Here is a 17171-nt window from a genome sequence, read left to right as displayed (position 1 = left end):
TCGCACACGCATCAAGCGTGGCCAACGATGAGGGAATACAACGATGTCGAGACGCCTTGGACCCCAGTCCTTCCTGCTGGCAAGCGCAGCGCTGCTGCTGATCCAGCCTGCCGTGGCTCTCGCAGCCCCGGCGCCGCGCTACAGTTTCGATCTGCCAGCGCAGGATCTGGGCGAGGCGCTGCGCGCGGCCGCCGCGCGCGCCGGCTGGCAGATCTATGCGCCCGCGCAAGCGGTGAATGGCCGTATGGCGCCGCCGCTGCATGGCACGATGTCGCTGCCCGAAGCGGTCGACACCCTGCTCGCCGGCAGCGGTCTGGTGGCGCACTTTTCCGGCCAGACCGTGACGATCCGGGCCGCGGGCACAGCCGATGCGGCAACACAGGCCACGAGCGATGCGCCGATCGTAGTCACCGGCACCCGCATTCGCGGTGCGGCGGTGGCCGCACCGGTGATTCAGGTCTCGCGCGCCGATATCGTCGCTGCAGGCCAGACCGATCTGGGCCAGGCGCTGCGCGCGCTGCCGCAGAACTTCGGCGGCGGCCAGAACCCGGGCGTGGGTGCCGGCGCCGGCAGCGCCAATGAGAATGTCAACATGGCGAGCAGCGTCAACTTGCGTGGCCTCGGCGCCGATGCCACGCTGACCCTGCTCAACGGCCATCGCCTGCCTTACGATTCCTCGAACGGCGGCGTAGATATATCCGCGTTCCCGGTGGCCGCGGTCGAGCGGATCGATGTCGTCGCCGACGGTTCCTCGGCCCTCTACGGCTCGGATGCCGTGGCCGGCGTGGTCAATGTCGTGCTGCGCCCCGACTATGTCGGGCTCGCCACGTCGACCCAGATCGGCACGAGCACCCAGGGTGGCGATTTCCAGCAGCAGGCCGATCTGGTCACGGGTGCGCGGTGGGCCTCCGGCGGCATGATGCTCGCCTATGATTTTGCTCACAATTCGGCGATTGTGGCCCGCCAGCGCGACTTTGCCGGGACCTTGTCAGCAGACAACACGCTCTACGGCGAACAACAGCGCCACGCCGTCACCGCCACGTTGCACGAGGATCTCGCGCCAGGGCTGACGCTGCGCCTCGACGGGTCTTATAGTACGCGCGCCTCGCAGACCGCCGGCGGCACCGATGCCTCGCGCATCCTCTTCCGCCCGCGCGTGACGATGCTGTCGCTCGCCCCCGAGTTGACCGCGGCGCTGGGCCGCGACTGGACCGCACGTATCCTCGGCACCTGGGGCCAGGACCGTACCCGGCTCAGCTCGGACTTCGATATCACCAGCAGCAATCCCTCGATCAACAGCGGGTGCGTCTGCAACCGCGCCTGGTCGGCCGAAACTAATGTCGAGGGTCCGCTGTTCCGGACCCCCGGCGGCACCGCGCGCCTGGCGCTCGGCGGCGGCGTGCGGCGCAATGGCTTTGCCTATTCAGTCGTGAGCAATGGCGTGACAACGCAGGATTACAATGTCGCCCGCTCGAGCCGCTATGCCTTCGGTGAACTGAACCTGCCAATCATTGCTCCGGGCAACGCCGTCCCCGGTGTCACGCGTCTCAACCTTTCGGCGGCACTGCGGTACGAGGATTATCCTGGCATGGCGCGCATGACGACGCCGCGCCTGGGCCTGATCTATGCGCCGGCTCGCGCCATCACCATCAAGGCCTCATGGGGGCGCTCGTTCAAGGCGCCAAACCTCTACCAGCAATACATGGGCTACCAGACCTATCTGCTGCCCGGCAGCTGGTATGGTTTGCCGAGCGGCAACCTGCTGCTGGTCAGCGGCGGCAATACCCGCCTCACCCCCGAGCGGGCACGGACCTGGCAGGCCGGGGTAACGGTCGAGCCGGCCGCCGTGCCGGGCCTGCGCGTTGAAGCCAGCTATTTCGATGTCCAGTACCGCGACCGGGTCGCCGAACCTTTTCCCGGCAGCATTGCCAATGCGTTGAGCAATCCTGGCAACGCCGGGCTGGTCACCTTTTCGCCCTCCGCACCAGCATTGACCACGCTGGTCGCTGGTTCGCGCCCGGCCCTGGTCAACTACACCGGTGCGGCGTTCGATCCCGCGGGCGTCGCGGTGCTGGTCGACGATCGCTACGTCAATATCGCGCGCCAGGCCATCCGCGGGATCGACTTGCGCGCGACCTGGAAAAAGCCGCTGGACGATCGGCGCACATTGGCTTTCGACCTCGCCGGGGCCTGGCTGGACAGCGACCAGATCCTTTCGGCCGGTCAGCCGCAGACCCGCCTTGCCGGCGTGATTTTCCAGCCCGCCAATCTGCGGGCACGAGGCGGTGTCAGCTATGAAGACACCCGGTTCAGCGGCGCCGTGCATGTCAATTACATCGGTGCCCTGCGCGACCAACGCTTTGCCACGCCCGCGCGCTTGTCGCCGCAGGCCACGGCCGATCTTGCGTTGCGTTATACGCTACTGCCAGCCCGCCGGTCGGGCGAGGATCCGGGCCTGGTCGTGTCGCTGACGGTCAACAACCTATTCGACGCGCAGCCGCCAGCGATCGGTCAGACCGGACCGACCGACACCCCATTCGATTCGACCAATTACTCAGCCATCGGTCGCTTCATCGCGCTTGGCCTGGCGAGGCGCTGGTAATGGCGCTCGCGCTTGCCCTCCTCTTGGCCGAAGCCACCATTGCCTGGCCCGTTAGTCCAGCGCCGGTAGCCGATCGCTGCGATCCACCGGCTCCCCCGGCCTCGGCTCCACCAGCATCGCGTCTGGTCACGGCCCAGGATCTGGCCCGGCTGATCGATATCGGACGATCCGATCCCTATGATGCGCCGCCGCCGTTCGGCCTGTCACCGGATGGCAAGACCATCGCGGTGATCTTGCGCGAAGCCGATCCGGCCCACAACGCCTACTGCCAACGCCTGGTACTGGTCCCCGCCGTGCCGTCGGGTGGACCGCCGGTAGCACCCAGAGAAATCGACCGCGGCGGCGCGTTCATTCGGGCGACCTACCCGTTGCGCACGTTTCCGGCGCTGCGGGCCGGCTATGGCCAGGTGATCACGCCGCACTGGTCGCCCGATGGCCGGACGATTGCCTATATCAAGCAGACTGCCGGGCCACCCCAGGCCTGGCTGGTGCCCCGCGACGGTGGCCCGGCGCGGGCCCTGACCGCGCTGCCCGACGCGGTCGAGAACCTCGCCTGGAACGCCGAGGGCAGCGCCGTGATCATTGCGACCCGCCCTGCCCTGCGTCAGCAGAGCGAAGCAATCGCCGCGACAGCGGGCGAAGGCTATCTCTACGACGATCGCTTTGCGCCCGAACTGGCCGACCATCCCATTCCCTCGGCACCGATGCCCCTGGTCTACAGCCGTGTCGACATCGCCAGCGGCACGATCCAGCCGGCAACGTCGGCCGAACAGGCAATCCTGGTGCCGCCACCAGCACCAGGCCAACCCCCGCAGGCCAGCGGCGCGGCGCGCAGTGCCAATGGTCGCTGGGCCTGGATCGAGCCGGTCCATCCCGCATGGGTGGTCAGCGCGCGCCAGGTGGTGATCGAAGCGCCGGCACGACGGGGGCCGCCGCGCCGATGGCTGTGCCCCGAGGCACTGTGCGACGGCACCATGCATCTCTGGTGGTCGCGCGACGGCGCCACGCTCTACCTCCTGCAGCGCACCGGCTGGGGCCGCAGCCAGACCCGACTGCTGCGCTGGCGCAGCGGCGCGCCGCGCCCGGAAGCCGTGCTCACCACCGACGACGTGCTGGTCGGGTGCGTCCCCAGACCCGATGCGCTCTACTGCGCCCGGGAAAGCAGCGCGCATCCACGCGTACTGGTGCGTATCGACTGGCGCAGCGGGGCATCGCGCACCGTGTTCGATCCCAATCCGCAATGGGCCCAGTTCCGGCTCGGCACGATCCAGCGGCTCAAGGTGCGCAATGCCTACGGCGTCGAAAGCCATGCCGACCTTGTCTTGCCGCCCGACCATCGCCCCGGCGAGCACCATCCCCTGGTCGTCGTGCAATATCTCAGCGAAGGCTTCCTGCGCGGTGGCACCGGCGACGAAAATCCGATCCAGCCGCTGGCTGCGCGCGGCTTCGCGGTGCTCAGTTTTGCCCGTCCCGGCGCAGTACCGAGCGTGCGCGACGCGCCCGATGAAACCGAACTGATGCGCCGCGAGCACGTCGACTGGCTCGATCGCCGCAGCGTCCAGTCCGCGCTGGAAGAAGCGCTCCGCCAGGCCGTGGCCACCGGCGCGATTGATCCCGCGCGCATGGGCATCACCGGGATGAGCGAAGGCACGTCGATGACGCAGTGGGCGCTGCTCAACAGCAAGCTGTTCAAGGCCGCCGAACTGGGCGTGTGCTGCGAAGGCCCGACCATCTACCCCCTGGTCGCTGGGCCGGTGTTCGAGCGGCTCGGGCGCCAGCTGGGCACGGCCTGGTTCGAGCCCCAATCGGAACAGGTGTGGAAGCCGATGGACCTTGCCGCCAACGCCGAGCGGATCACGGCGCCGATCCTGATCCAGTCGGACGACAGCGAATATACCAATGCGCTCGATGTCGTCGCGCAGTTCCGCCTTCACGGCAAACCGATCGAAATGTGGGTCATGCCCGGCGAACCGCATTTCAAGTGGCAACCGGCGCATCGCCTGGCGATGTACGAACGCACGATGGACTGGTTCAGCTTCTGGTTGCAGCGCCAGCGCGATTGCGACCCGAACAAGGGCACACAGTACCAACGCTGGCTGGCCATGCCTGGCGCGCCCAGCAAAGACGAGGTCACCTGCCTGCCATCACGACCATGAGCGCGCCCAGGCCTCGGCTTCGACCAGATCGAGCAAGCGATAGATCCGGTCGTCGTCCGCCTGGGGATCGAGCGCCAGTGCCGCATCGATGGCAGCAAGGTCGAGCAGCCCCTGCCCGGCCAGCAGGCCATCGCGCAGCATCGCCCGCAACCGGACGCGGTCCCGCGCGAAGACCGCCCGCATGACCGTGTCCGGTCCGGCCTTGGCGACCCGCCCTGTGATTGCGGCCGGCAGCTCAGCGGCGAACGCCGCACGCGCCGGCGCGCGGTTGATGCCGCCCTGACACCAAACCCAGGTCGGAATGCCCAGGCAGGTCTCGACCAGCGGCTGGCTGAACAAGGGCGAAAAGCGCAAGGGATCGTCCAGGCCATGGACGTGATGCTGGGCCGCCTCGATCAAGCGCAAGTGCGCCCACGCCCCTGTCGCCGTCATCGGCACCTGCGCCTCCCAGTCCGTCAGCGGCAGCGAGGCGGCAGTCTCGCCCGGGCCAGCCAGAAGAGCAAGGTTCGGTGGGCGTCTCGCAGAAAGCTGGCGCCGCCACCATTGCCGCAGAATGGCGCGCACCAGGGTCGGGGCGTCGGCGCCGGTCAGTCGGCACAGGTCGACAAAGACCTCTGCCAACTGGCGCGACGGCCCCAGCGCGCGCCACGCATCAAGAAACGGCGCTGCCGAGTGGAGGAAGCAGAACACATTGTCACCGCCATTGCCGTCGAACACGCGCGCCGCGCCGACTGCGGCACAGGCTTCCCCGAGCTGACGCCGCAACTCGCCGACGAACATCTTGCCCACGGGCCGCGCACTGCGCGCAAAACTTGCCGCACCCGGATCGATCGCGGCGATTTCGTATTGGGCCGCACGCCACGAGACGTCCAGTCGCGCCGCAAGAGGGGCGACATAGGCGGTTTCGTCGCCGCTGGGATCGCGGGTGGAAACAGTGGCGCAGGCGAACGGCCGCCCTTCGACGGCCAGGGCCGCGCAGACCAGCGAGGAATCGACGCCACCGGACGCCGCGACGACAACCTGCCCGAAATGTCCCGACCAGGCGCGCATGACCATGCGCGCACAGTCCCGCACACGCTGCGCTGCGACCGCCAGCGTGACGTCGCCCGATGCCGGCACATGGAGCGCCGGTTGCCAGATTGCCACCTGATGCGCTCCCTGCTCGAGGGGGTAAAGCACGCCGGGCGACAGTTCGTCGACACCAACCAAGCATGTCGCACGCTGCCGGCGCTCGGGATCCTGCAGAAACTGCCGCACGTGAGGCCAGGAGACACTCATCGCCATGCCCGCCTGCGCGAACAATGCTGGGGCCGTTGCCAGCAGACAGCGACCAGCGTCGATACGCCGATAGAGCGGCAGCAGGCCGGAAGGATCGCGCAGGATCGCCACCGACTCACTTCGCGGATCGACCAGGACAGCGAACCAGGCGCCCCAGGTGTGGCGCACCAACCAGTGCGCCACGGCCAATCGGTCGGCCAGGGCCGGAGCGCCGGCCAGGGGATCCACCAAGACATTGCCGTCCCGATCGAAACTGCACCCCACCAGCCAGCCCCAGGCTCCCAGGGAACGGACGGACCAGCCCTCCCCCAGCCATAGGCCGCTGCGTGCCGCGCGCAGGTCGCGCAACTGGCGCAGCGGCACAAGCCCCTCGCCAAGCCCGCCGTGCAGCGGTAAGGCCAGTGCTGCGTCGAGGGGCTTCACAGCGCCAGAATCGGGGTGAAGCATGCCACGGCCTCAGGCGTGTCGTTGAGCACCATGCGTCCGGCCTGGACCCAGCAATGGGCGGCAAAAGGGCCCTGCCGGACACCCAGCACGGCATGGGCGCGCCAGCCGCGCCGGGCGAGCAGGTCGACCAGCGCGAGGGAACGCGGCAGGCAGCGATCGGCCGCCGTTCGCAAAAAGCAGGCAAACTGAAACCCGCGGACCAGCCGCCCGGCGGCATCATCGATGCCGATCGGGCGTGGTGTCGCCTTCACCGTCAAGACCGCGAGTTCATCGCAGAGCGGAGCGAGACCGCGGCGCGCCAGAGCCCGCTCGTAGCTCCGTTGCTGGCGCAACGCCCGGGCGGTCTCTGCCAACGGCAACCCGCCATGGTTCAAGGCGTCACAGGCCTGATCGGGCAAGGCCCAGCGGCAGGGTTCCAACGCCAGCGGCTTATCAGCGACGCCAGCCAGATCGCCAAGGCCCGCAGCCTGCAGCGCGATGCGATCGACCATTCCTGACGCGACAAGCGCACAGAATGCCTTGGCCTGGTGATCGGGAAGTCGAAAATAGCGGCCGCTGACGAGATCGAGAAATATGGGGTCGTCGCCGACAAGGCAGAAGTGCAGGCCCGGCCGCAAGAGTGATGGTGCCATTGCACGATCCTCCGGGCATGAGGGCGCGAGCCGGTCAGGTTCCGGCCCGCGCCCAAGTGGGAGGATCAGTCTTCGACGATACCGAGCATGAAATTCAGCTGGCCGATGCTGGTATCCTGCCGACCCACCGCTTGGCCGCGGGTCACGGTGGCGACATCGCCGAGGTCGATCAGGGCGGTGTCGGTCTGGTCACGGTCATTCATGGTTCAGTCCTTTCCGGTTGGTGCGACTCCTTGTGTCGCCCGGACAGGATGCGAGGCCCAACCTCGGATAACCATTTTATAATCGGTTTATTTTCAGTCAGAAGCACGCCGCGAAAGCTGGCCATTCACAGAGCATGAATGACGCAACCGACACGTCGGCCACCCCGGCGCGACCTAGCGCGCCGGGGCCATGTTAGTTAACGCGGGCATTTGGTGAATTTGCCCTTGGCATCCCTGCACGGCTTCTTGGGGGCTGGCTTGGCAGCCGGACACTTGACGAAGCGCCCCTTGGCGTCCTTGCAGGGGGCTGCGTAGGCAGTGAGCGGCGTAGCAGCCATAGCCATGGCTGCGGTCAAAGCGATTGCAAGCTTGCGCATGAAGACACTCCTAGTTTGCACCCCAAATGCGATAGATACTCGATTTTGGCAGGACCGCGAGCTTGCAAATGTCAACAAGGGTCAAAACCGCGTCCAGCAGATGCCTGCGACCGAAATTGCGGCCATGACCCTTGGCGTCGCTGCAAAACTGCTGGTCTCGCAACACGAAGTCGGCCGCGCACCAAGGTTTAGATTGGCGCGCCCTGCGCCACGCAGCCCTGGAAGAGGGCGGAATTACCTTTAGATTGCAGATCGGTCGAATTCAGCACGTTTTCGCGCTCAAGGTCCACGATCACGATATTCGCCTCAAATCCAGGCAGCAGCCCGCCGTTGCGCGAAAGGAGCGCTTTCTCGTGCCGTCATTTCGGTCCGCGCTCGGATCAGGATGAGCTTATCAGCCTGGCAAAAAAGACGGCAACATCTCCAATCTCGCTGCCGTACGACGAAGCGGCAAGACAGCCGGGCGGTGGAAGAGCGTTCTTGGGACGTCTTGTCGGCACCTTTAGCATCACGCCTGGACATGCGCGCCGACCACCCGGCTGATTATCGACTATACGGCAAGCGACCGCGCGCACGATACCAGACCTTTGCGATTTTGCCGTGCGAATTGAACGGCTTGTCTTTTCGCCGATCCGCGACCCTCGTGGGCATGCCCTGTCTATACCAAGAACAGGGGAGCCCCCCTCCTCGCCCGGGGAATGGCTGCGCACGATAGCGATGACCATGCTGCGTCTCCGAGACAAGGAGCGCCACAATGGTCGTGCCCGATCCAGCCTGTGACTTTGCCAGCTATGCCCAGGAATTCCTGCGCAGGAACGAAGCCTATCGCGCGGCCTGGCTGGGCATGCAGCGCCACAATCGCGCGCGAAGAAGGGGGTGGGCCCAAGCATGGGGCCTGGCGTTTTCCGTTCAATCCCGATGCTACAGTCCACGCCATGCCGGCACTCTGGCAACCGACATGGCATCCCGCCACACTGGTCCTGGTCGCGGCGCCGCCCGGCACGCCCGGCCTGTCACGCGCTGCGCTCAGCGCCAGCCTTTATGCAGCATCGCCAGCGCCGACCAGTTGGCCCCATCATATGGCCGTACGCGCCGGCAATGGCTGGTTGCGCTTACTTTTGCCGGAAAGCGACGATTGGCTGCACTTGACATGCTTTGCCACGCCCGATCGCCATTGGCGACTGCGCCGCTGCGCACTGGGACGCCTCCACAACCTACTCAATGACGGACGCACTGCTGGCTGGGATACGATTGACAGGCCTAGCGCGTACCAGCGTCATCGCCTCGATCTGTTGCTGCGCCTGCTCGATGCCCGCCGGGCGCAGCCCGCCACCAGCATGCGCGAGCTCGCCGAAGCCGTGGTATTCCCCGGTGGGCGCTTCGATCGCGCGATTGACTGGACAACGAGCGCGGAGCGTCGTCAGGTTCATCGCTTGCTGAGCACCGCCGAAGCCCTGGTTGCCGGCGGCTATCGGCAGCTGTTGCATGCCACATCCAACAAGGGCTGAGGCGCAATGTCTCCAGTGGCTTGCCAGGGGCAACGATACTCGTCGGCAAAGATCCAATCCGTTTTGGCAATTGGGCATGGCGCCGCCGCCGGTACGCCTGACGTTGCACAAGCGTCAGGCACAGATGATACCATTGTCCGTTGGCAATGGCAGCCAGGACCCGGCGCCTCACGGCGTCGCTCCGCTGGCCTCGAACACGAGATCACGCGTCACCAGGACGCGCACCGGATAGCCGGGGCGGATCGTCAAGGTGGGCGGCACGTCGAGCGCCCGCGCCACGATCTGCGTGCCGGCGCGGTTGACGCTGTCCTGTCCGCCCTGGCGCAGAGCGCGGACCAGCGCATTATCGCTATCGCTGCCCCATTCTGCCCCGACTGCGAGGAGCGTCGAGACCGCAGCCGCGCGCATGATGCCACCCCAGTGAAAATCCGTGCGATCCTCAAGGCCGGGCTGCCCGGCCGGATCCGTGCCGGGCAACCGGGCAAGGTCGAGCGAGCGACCATCGGGCAGGATCAGGCGCGTCCAGACCAGCAAGGCGCGGCGCTGTCCGGCTGCAATGGCGGCGTCGTATTCGCCGATCAGACGCGCGCCTTGCGGAACGAGCAGTTGCGTGCCGGACAGGCTGTCATAAACGTTCTGAGTCACTTGCGCGGTGATCTGGCCGGGCAGGTCGGAGCGCAGCCCGGTGATCAGCGCAGCCGGAATGACACTGCCGGCCTGCAGCACCGCCTGGCCACCCGGCGGCACGAGGCGCGCGGCCGAGATGGTCGACGCCGAGCCCGGGCGATCCAGGAAGGCCTGGCGCGCGTCCGTCACCGATGGCGGCGCGGAACCCGGCTGAGCGGCAGGGAGTATCACACCGGCAGCGGGTTGGCTGCTGACGCCACCCGTCTCTGCCAAGTTGTCGCCGTGATGGACCGCTTCGCTGGCAAACAGGCGGCTCTGGCGCGCGGCATCACGCTCGGCCTGGCGGCGCTGCCGTGCCGCGGCAAGGCTATCACCGCTCGGTCCAGCCGGCGGTGCGGCTGGCCCGCTTCCCTGCTTTTCCGCCATGGGCTGCTCATGGGGCCTGGTCGAACCGCTGCGCGGGTCCGACTGGTCACCAGCTTGCGCCTGATCACCGGGCAGGACGGAAGCAAGCCGGGGAACCTCGGTGTAATCGCGCGGTGCCTTGGCCAACACATTGCCAGGCTGGGCAGACGCGACCGGTGGCGCGTCCGCCTCTGACGATGCACGCCCGCCTTGCAGCCCGAAGGCAAAAGCCAGAGCAACAAGAGCGGCGCCCGTCGCCGTCAGAGCGAGGACCGCCTTGGACGACAGGCGCTCGACGACAGGCCAAGCGGGACGCAGGCGGACCATGGCTGCGGCCGCCGCTTGTATACCACCGCGCCGATCATGGGGCGCGGCGCCGTCGGACGCCTGCTGGTTCTGTGCAGCGGGGCTTTCGCCATCGGGTTCGCCGGCGGACTCGCCGTCGGGCGCCGTGGCGCCATGATCTGCAACAGCGCGTTGCGATCGCTCCCGAGCGGTCATGACCGTGCCTTCCTGGCAAGGGCGGTGATCGTCACGCGCTGCGCCGACTTGCGGTCCCCCAGCCGCAGTTCGGCGCGATCGAACAGGCGATCGACCACCAGAAAACGACCAGCCACGCGGTAATTGACCAGTTCGACCTGGCCCCCAGCCCCGGTGACAAACAGCGGCGGCATGTCGCCCGCGGCAATGTCTGCGGGGAAGGCGATGTAGACCCGGTGGCCATCGTCGAAGACCCGATCAGGCCGCCAGCGCGGCTTATCCCCGCCGATCCTGTAGCGGAAATCGAGTGCACCCGGATCGATACCCGCTGCAATGGGCGCGGACTGCTGCGCGGCCTGGGCACGGGCGCGCAGGGCAACGAGCTCGTCCTCGGGATAAGTCCACGACACCGCAGCGAGCCAGGTCGAGGGTGTCGCGCGCAACTCGAGATAGTAGGTGCGCCGATCGGTATTGATGACCAGGTTGGTAGCGATATCGTTGCGGGTTGGCTTGACCAGAATGTGCACCCGTTGGGCCACCCCGGCGCCACTGGTGGTATCGCCGATGAGCCAGCGCACCGTGTCGCCGGCCGCAACCGGCCCACTGCCCACCAGGTGCTCACCATCCTGCAGGGCAATATCGGTCACATGGCCGGGGCTGGCATAGACCTGGTACAGCGCACCGGTGGCAAATGCATAGCGCTGGATGGCATTGGCAAAACCCTGCGGGTCGGGCTCGACGCGCGCCGCGCCAGTGGCCTCGGCCACGTGCACGGATGCTGCCGGCCGCGCCGCAACGCCATGATGGGCTGCGACAACACGCGCTGCCTGGCTCACGGCGCCAAACGGCGCGATGGCCAGTAGCGACACCAGAGGCGTGATCATAAAGCGGCGCAGACGCGCGGAAAGGGCAGACCAGGCAAAGTCATGCAGACAGGTCATGGCGTAAGCTCCCTCGACCAGTTGATAGCGGTGATGAACAGCCCGAGCGGGTTCTTGCGTAGCGCATCGGCCGAACGCGGCGGCTGGAGCGTGACGGTCAGGATCGCGCTCCATTGCTCGGTGTCGGCAAGGCCGCCATCGCGATAATGGCGCTCACGCCAGGCGACGCGAAAGCTGTTGGGGGACGCGCGCACCACGCTGGTCACGTCGACGGCGACCTGCTCCTTGCCGATCCGCGCGAAGGGATCGTTACTGCGCGCATCGGCGCCAAGCGCCTGGCCGCCGCTGTCGCTCACGAAATCATAGGCCCGCAGCCAGTTCTGCCGAACGACCACCGGGTCGGCCGGGAGGCTGCGCACATCCTCGATGAAACGGGCAAGCTGGTAGGCAATCTGAGGATCGGTCGGCCGGTACCCGGCCTGGGCGGGCGCCACCGCGCGGATTTCGCCGAGCCGGTCCACTTCGACAACCCATGGCACGATCGTGCCACGGGAACTCTGCCAGACAAGGCCTGCGGCAAGCAGACCGGACAGGCCAAGCGCGGTCAGACAGGCGTAGCGCCAATTGCGCGCCTGCACGCGGGCCGAGCCGAGCCGTTCGTCCCAGACCTGCGCGGCGCGCTGGTAGGGCGTGACCGGCTCTGGGGTCGTGGCATAGCGGATCGAGGAACGCCGAAACATGGATCAATCCTCCTTCTGCGAAGTGTCGATGCTGGCACCGGCGCCCTGGCTGTCGCCGCTGCGCAGCGTGTGGGCGGCCATCATCGCGCCCTGCCCCAGCGCCTGGCGTCGGCGCAGCGCGCGCGCCCAGGCCGGTGGACTGGCCGGTTCGGCAGATGCGCCCGCGCCCTTGGCCAGAGCAGGTTCACTCCGCCCACCCTCGCCTGATCCGACGCCGGCCTTGCGCAGCGGTGCCGTGGCCCCGCGCGCAGCCGTGCTGCCAATCTGGCCAAGCCCGTGTGCGACGCCAGAAAGCCCGGCATGCCCAGCCGCGCCTTCGCGGTAGGCGGTCCCGGCCGCGCTGACGCCGCGCAGCGTGCCCATGGTCGCGGCGGCTGCCGCGCCGCCGGCAAGGCCAACGGCAGCAGCGCCACCCGCAGCAAGCCCGCCGGCACCTAGCACAGTGGCTGCCGCCGCACCGGCGCCGAGCTGCGGGCCACCCGACACCAGCCCGCTGGCAATGCCTGGGCCGAAGACCGCGAGCGCCAGGAGCGTCAGGCTGGCCAACACCAGCGTCATCGCGTCCTCGAGCGTTGGCGTGCCCGAGATGGCGGCGGTAAACTCACCGAAGATCGTCGATCCGATCCCGACGATGACGGCCATGACCAGGACCTTGATCCCGGAAGCCACGACGTTACCGAGCACGCGTTCCGCCAGGAATGCAGTCTTGCCGAACAGCCCGAACGGTACGAGCACGAAGCCGGCCAGTGTGCTGAGCTTGAATTCGACAAGCGTCACGAACAGCTGGATGGCGAGGACGAAGAAAGCGAGCACTACCAAGACCCAGCAACCGAGCAGGACGACGATCTGCACAAAGTTCTCGAAGAAGCTGACATAGCCCATGAGGTCGGAAATCGCCTGGAGCAGCGGGCGGCCGGCATCGAGCCCGACCTGGGCGATGCGGCCGGGCTGGAGCAGTTGCGCGGTGGTCGTGGCTGTGCCGCTGGCCTTGAGGCCCAGTCCGGCAAAGCTGGCGAAGACCACGCTGGCAAGATGATTCCAATTGCCGATGAGCCAGGCAAACATGCCGACGAACAATGTCTTGCGCACCAGACGGGCAAGAATGTCTTCGTGCTCGCCCCAGGCCCAGAACAACGCAGCGAGCGTGATGTCGATCGCGACCAGCGTGCTGGCAATGAATGCTACATCGCCATGGAGTAGGCCAAAGCCGCTGTCGATGTAGCGCGAGAAGACCGCGAGAAAGCGGTCGATGATGCCGGTGCCGTTCATGTCACCAGGCCTCCTTCGCCGGCGACGGAGCGGCAGCCGACCCTGCCCCGGCGGACTGGCGCGTGGGCAGACCAAAAAAGCGGCGACGGCCTGCGTCCCACAACGCCGCGCAGGATGCCATGGCCGGGTCGTTCGGCGCGATCGTGGTGCAACGCCGCTCGGAGGGAGCGCCGAACGGCGGCGCTACGACAACGGGTCGCGGATCGGGCAAAGCGCCCGGTTCGTCGCTGCGCGGTGCCGGCAAAAGCGCCGCAGTCAGCGCCATCACCGCGGCGAGGCCAAGCAAGCCGAGCAGCAGGATGCGATGGATACGGGGGTGCACCATGGCCGTTACTCGTGAAACAGCGTGACCGGCTCAGCGACATAGCCGCGGCCGGGAGCCAGGAAGCGACGCAACTGCTCGCGCGCCTGGGCCTTGGCCGCAGCTGCCGCCGCCGCGTCGAGAGTCTGGGCGCGCCCCTGGGCGACCAAGGTCGCGGCAAGGTCGGCAAGCTGCTGCGACTGCACCGCCAGGATCTGGTTGCCCGCTTCGATGGCCTGGAGCGCGCCCGTCGCATCGTGGCTCGCCTGCATGAGACTGGTCAGCGACTGACGCGTGGTATCGAGATGACCGACCGTCAAAGCCTGGGTCTTGAGCGCATCCTCGAATGCCGCAACACTGTCTTGCCAGCGGCTTTGCGCACCAGTGACCAGCGCCTGGTCGGACGCCGACAGGTCGATCGCGCGATAGCGGGCGGAAAAGCCCGACTGAACCGTATCGACATTGTAGCTCAGTCGCTGCGCCTGGCGCAGCAGTTGCCGGGTCTGGTCGAGCTGCTGCTGGATCGGCGCGACCAGCGAGAGCGGCAGGCTGGCGAGATTGCGCGCCTCGTTGAGCAGCGACTGGGTCTGGTTCTCGATCTGGCGCAACTGGTTGTTAACCTGCTGCAAGGCACGCGCGGCCGTGAGCACGTTCTGCGCGTAGTTGGACGGGTCATAGACGATGCCGCTGAACTGGGCCTGGGCTGGCCCAGGCAAGGCGGCCAGCAGGCTGGCTCCCAGCCATGCGGTGACAGCGCGCGGCGCGCGCCCCAGATGAACACTCATCGCAGCAGGTTCTCCGCAGCAGGTGGCAGAATTTCAGGGAGCAGTTCCGCGGCCCAGTCGAGGCCGCGGGCGCGCAGCCAGGCGAGCGCAAAAGGCGTGCCTGCCCCGGCCTCGGCCAATGCGGTGATCGCCTGCTGATCGCGCGGCCCGCCGGCTGCGGCAAAGGCCAGGGCAATCTCGCCCAGCCCGAGTTCGAACAGGCGGTTGCCGCTCCGCGACTGGCAGTAGTAGTCGCGCTTGGGCGTAGCTTCGCTGAGGATCGCGATCTGGCGATCGTTGAGGCCGAAACGGCGGTAGAGCCCGAGGATCTGGGGCTCGCGGGCCCGGGCATTGGGCAGGAACAGCCGCGTCGGGCAGCTTTCGATAATAGCCGGCGCGATGGTCGATCCGGCGATATCGGCAAGGCTCTGCGTGGCAAAAACCACGCAGGCATTCTTCTTGCGCAAGGTCTTGAGCCAGGCGCGCAGCTGGGCGGCAAAGGCCGGACTGTCGAGCGCCAGCCAGCCTTCGTCGATGATGATCAGCGTCGGCGCACCGTCGAGCCGGCGATCGATGCAGTGGAAGAGATAGGCCAGAACCACCGGTGCTGCCGGCGAACCGGCGAGCCCCTCGGTCTCGAAAGACTGGAACGTCGCTTCGCCAAGGTCTTCGTGCTCTCCATCGAGCAGGGAGCCAAACGCCCCGCCCAGGCACCAGGGCGCGAGCGCCTGCTTGATGTCCTGGCGCTGGAGCAGAATGGTCAGCCCGGTGAGCGTGCGTTCCACCGGCGGGGCCGAGGCCAGCGAGACCAGCGCGCTCCAGACATGGGCCTTGATGGCAGGATCGACGACAATGCCTTCGCCGCCGAGGATGGCCAGCAGCCAATCGAGCGCCCAGGCCCGTTCGGCTGCATCGTCGATCCGCGCCAGCGGCTGCAGCGCGAGGCCAAGACGCTCGGGAGGCTCCATGCTTTTGGTGCTGGCTGGGGCTTGGCCCATGATGGTCTGGCCCAGGTCCTGCCAGGTGCCGCCGCACGCCAGGGTGGTTGCACGGATCGCTCCGCCAAAATCGAACGCAAAGATCCGCGCCTCGGGATAACGGCGAAACTGCAGGGCCATAAACGCCAGCAGCACCGACTTGCCCGCACCGGTCGGGCCGATCACCAGGCAATGGCCGACATCGCCGACATGGAGCGCGAAGCGAAATGGCGTCGTGCCCTCGGTCCGGGCATGGAACAGTGGCGGAGCGTGCCAGTGCGGATCTTCGTCGGGCCCGGCCCAGACCGCCGACAACGGGATCATGTGGGCGAGATTGAGCGTCGAGACCGGCGGCTGGCGGACATTGGCATAGACCTGGCCGGGCAGCGTGCCGAGCCACGCCTCTAGCGCATTCATTGTCTCGCTGATCACCGTGAAATCGCGGCCCTGCAGCACTTTCTCGACCTGCCGCAGCTTCTCGGTGGCTAGGGTCGGATCCTCGTCCCACACCGTGACCGTCGCTGTGACATAGGCGGCGCCGGCATGATCGGCTCCGAGTTCCTGTAGCGCCAGGTCGGCATCGAGCGCCTTGTTGGCAGCATCGTTATCGACCAGGACAGCCGCTTCGTTGGTCATGACTTCCTTGATGATCGCGCCCAGCGACTTGCGCTTGGCAAACCACTGGCGGCGAATGCGGGTGAGCAGGCGCGTCGCATCGGTCTTGTCGAGCATGATCGCGCGGGTCACCCAGCGGTAGGCAAACGCCAGGCGATTGAGCTCGTCGAGAATGCCGGGAAAGGTCGCCGACGGAAATCCGATTACGCTTAATGAACGCAAGTGCGCTGCGCCCAGGCGCGGCGCGAGGCCACCGACCAGCGGCTCGTCGGCGAGCAGCGCGTCGAGATAGACCGGGATCTCGGGGACGCGGACGGCGTGGCGACGAGTCGAAACGCAGGCATGGAGGTAGCGCAGCGTTGCCGCGTCATCGAGCCAGGCGACTTCGGGGAGGAACCCCTCGACCAGACGCAGCAGGCGCTCAGTGCGATCAGCAAAACCCTGCAGCCAGTCACCGGCATTGCCGCTTTGCCCTACGCGGCCTTCGAACAGCCAGCTTTCAGCGCGCGCGGCGTCCTCGGCCGGCGGCAGCCAGGTGAGCGTCAGGTAATAGCGGCTTTCAAAATGGGCGCCATGCTCGGCAAACTGGGCCGCTCGCTCGCGCTCGACCAGCGCGGAGACGGGATCGGGAAAGGCATCGTCGGGATAGCCACGCGCCGGATCGCGGGCAGCCTCGACAAAGATCGCCCAGCCCGACCCGAGGCGGCGCAGCGCGGCATTGAGCCGGGCCGTGACAGCGACAAGTTCGGCCGGGGTGGCAGAATCGAGATCGGGACCGCGGAAGCGCGCTGTGCGCTGGAAACTGCCGTCCTTGTTGAGCACGATACCCGGCGCAACCAGCGCTGCCCAAGGCAGGAAGTCGGCAAGGCGGCTGGCACCCGAGCGATATTCGCGCAGCGACATCATGAC

At 67.2% G+C, this 17171-nt stretch carries 13 protein-coding genes and 1 pseudogene; 4 read left to right on the top strand and 10 right to left on the bottom strand.

What is annotated here, in order from left to right; translation table 11 throughout:
• Positions 1-43 precede the first annotated feature (43 nt).
• Positions 44-2602 carry a TonB-dependent receptor domain-containing protein gene (locus ABIC78_RS17405; protein ID WP_354491037.1) on the top strand — a complete coding sequence of 853 codons (2559 nt, stop codon included), beginning with the start codon at positions 44-46 and terminating at the stop codon, positions 2600-2602.
• Positions 2602-4758, top strand: a complete 2157-nt coding sequence (locus tag ABIC78_RS17400) for an Atxe2 family lasso peptide isopeptidase (protein WP_169042027.1) — start codon at positions 2602-2604, stop codon at positions 4756-4758. Before ABIC78_RS17405 ends, ABIC78_RS17400 begins: the two co-directional genes overlap by 1 nt.
• Here ABIC78_RS17400 and ABIC78_RS17395 read toward each other — a convergent pair.
• The 3 genes from ABIC78_RS17395 to ABIC78_RS17385 form a co-directional block, all read right to left on the bottom strand.
• Entirely contained in the window at positions 4747-6483 is a 1737-nt protein-coding gene (locus ABIC78_RS17395; RefSeq protein ID WP_354491034.1) for an asparagine synthase-related protein, read from the bottom strand. The two genes, ABIC78_RS17400 and ABIC78_RS17395, sit on opposite strands and share 12 nt — an antisense overlap.
• On the bottom strand, positions 6456-7100 hold the full coding sequence (locus ABIC78_RS17390) for a lasso peptide biosynthesis B2 protein (protein WP_169042025.1): 645 nt from the start codon (positions 7098-7100) through the stop codon (positions 6456-6458). Before ABIC78_RS17390 ends, ABIC78_RS17395 begins: the two co-directional genes overlap by 28 nt.
• A gap of 80 nt (positions 7101-7180) precedes the next feature.
• Complete coding sequence (locus tag ABIC78_RS17385; RefSeq protein ID WP_022676514.1) at positions 7181-7318, bottom strand: hypothetical protein; 138 nt, start codon at positions 7316-7318, stop codon at positions 7181-7183.
• A 1131-nt stretch (positions 7319-8449) separates the two neighbouring features.
• Here ABIC78_RS17385 and ABIC78_RS17380 point away from each other — a divergent pair.
• Together ABIC78_RS17380 and ABIC78_RS17375 are read left to right on the top strand one after the other, a co-directional pair.
• Positions 8450-8587: pseudogene (locus ABIC78_RS17380) on the top strand (hypothetical protein); the annotation flags it as partial.
• A 43-nt stretch (positions 8588-8630) separates the two neighbouring features.
• Positions 8631-9203, top strand: a complete 573-nt coding sequence (locus ABIC78_RS17375) for a DNA -binding domain-containing protein (RefSeq protein WP_022676513.1) — start codon at positions 8631-8633, stop codon at positions 9201-9203.
• Between the two features lie 168 nt (positions 9204-9371).
• Here ABIC78_RS17375 and ABIC78_RS17370 read toward each other — a convergent pair whose 3' ends face one another.
• From ABIC78_RS17370 to trbE, 7 genes are read right to left on the bottom strand one after another with little or no spacing between them, the layout of a single operon-like run.
• On the bottom strand, positions 9372-10736 hold the full coding sequence (locus tag ABIC78_RS17370; RefSeq protein WP_354491031.1) for a TrbI/VirB10 family protein: 1365 nt from the start codon (positions 10734-10736) through the stop codon (positions 9372-9374).
• Entirely contained in the window at positions 10733-11656 is a 924-nt protein-coding gene (gene trbG / locus ABIC78_RS17365; RefSeq protein ID WP_354491030.1) for a P-type conjugative transfer protein TrbG, read from the bottom strand. Before trbG ends, ABIC78_RS17370 begins: the two co-directional genes overlap by 4 nt.
• A complete protein-coding gene (gene trbF / locus ABIC78_RS17360) occupies positions 11653-12336 on the bottom strand; it encodes a conjugal transfer protein TrbF (protein ID WP_354491028.1) in 684 nt (227 codons plus the stop codon). The genes trbG and trbF overlap by 4 nt, the downstream gene beginning before the upstream one ends.
• A gap of 3 nt (positions 12337-12339) precedes the next feature.
• Complete coding sequence (gene trbL / locus ABIC78_RS17355; RefSeq protein WP_354491026.1) at positions 12340-13605, bottom strand: P-type conjugative transfer protein TrbL; 1266 nt, start codon at positions 13603-13605, stop codon at positions 12340-12342.
• Between the two features lies 1 nt (position 13606).
• Positions 13607-13930 (bottom strand): putative entry exclusion protein TrbK-alt, encoded by a 324-nt coding sequence (gene trbK-alt, locus ABIC78_RS17350; RefSeq protein WP_354491024.1) that lies wholly within the window; start codon positions 13928-13930, stop codon positions 13607-13609.
• A 5-nt stretch (positions 13931-13935) separates the two neighbouring features.
• Complete coding sequence (trbJ, locus tag ABIC78_RS17345) at positions 13936-14691, bottom strand: P-type conjugative transfer protein TrbJ (RefSeq protein ID WP_171795486.1); 756 nt, start codon at positions 14689-14691, stop codon at positions 13936-13938.
• On the bottom strand, positions 14688-17168 hold the full coding sequence (gene trbE, locus ABIC78_RS17340; protein ID WP_354491022.1) for a conjugal transfer protein TrbE: 2481 nt from the start codon (positions 17166-17168) through the stop codon (positions 14688-14690). Before trbE ends, trbJ begins: the two co-directional genes overlap by 4 nt.
• Positions 17169-17171: the final 3 nt, after the last annotated feature.

Origin of the sequence: Novosphingobium sp. 1529, assembly GCF_040544855.1 — a bacterium.
GTDB lineage: Bacteria > Pseudomonadota > Alphaproteobacteria > Sphingomonadales > Sphingomonadaceae > Novosphingobium > Novosphingobium capsulatum.
This window is presented reverse-complemented; position numbering and strand designations above follow the sequence as displayed.

Coding starts and splice junctions, on each gene's coding strand:
- trbJ (WP_171795486.1), bottom strand. CDS start 14,691: ATGAGTGTTCATCTGGGGCGCGCGCCGCGCGCTGTCACCGCATGGCTG.
- ABIC78_RS17385 (WP_022676514.1), bottom strand. CDS start 7,318: ATGAATGACCGTGACCAGACCGACACCGCCCTGATCGACCTCGGCGAT.
- trbE (WP_354491022.1), bottom strand. CDS start 17,168: ATGATGTCGCTGCGCGAATATCGCTCGGGTGCCAGCCGCCTTGCCGAC.
- trbL (WP_354491026.1), bottom strand. CDS start 13,605: ATGAACGGCACCGGCATCATCGACCGCTTTCTCGCGGTCTTCTCGCGC.
- ABIC78_RS17395 (WP_354491034.1), bottom strand. CDS start 6,483: ATGCTTCACCCCGATTCTGGCGCTGTGAAGCCCCTCGACGCAGCACTG.
- trbF (WP_354491028.1), bottom strand. CDS start 12,336: ATGTTTCGGCGTTCCTCGATCCGCTATGCCACGACCCCAGAGCCGGTC.
- ABIC78_RS17370 (WP_354491031.1), bottom strand. CDS start 10,736: ATGACCGCTCGGGAGCGATCGCAACGCGCTGTTGCAGATCATGGCGCC.
- ABIC78_RS17400 (WP_169042027.1), top strand. CDS start 2,602: ATGGCGCTCGCGCTTGCCCTCCTCTTGGCCGAAGCCACCATTGCCTGG.
- ABIC78_RS17375 (WP_022676513.1), top strand. CDS start 8,631: ATGCCGGCACTCTGGCAACCGACATGGCATCCCGCCACACTGGTCCTG.
- ABIC78_RS17405 (WP_354491037.1), top strand. CDS start 44: ATGTCGAGACGCCTTGGACCCCAGTCCTTCCTGCTGGCAAGCGCAGCG.
- trbK-alt (WP_354491024.1), bottom strand. CDS start 13,930: ATGGTGCACCCCCGTATCCATCGCATCCTGCTGCTCGGCTTGCTTGGC.
- trbG (WP_354491030.1), bottom strand. CDS start 11,656: ATGACCTGTCTGCATGACTTTGCCTGGTCTGCCCTTTCCGCGCGTCTG.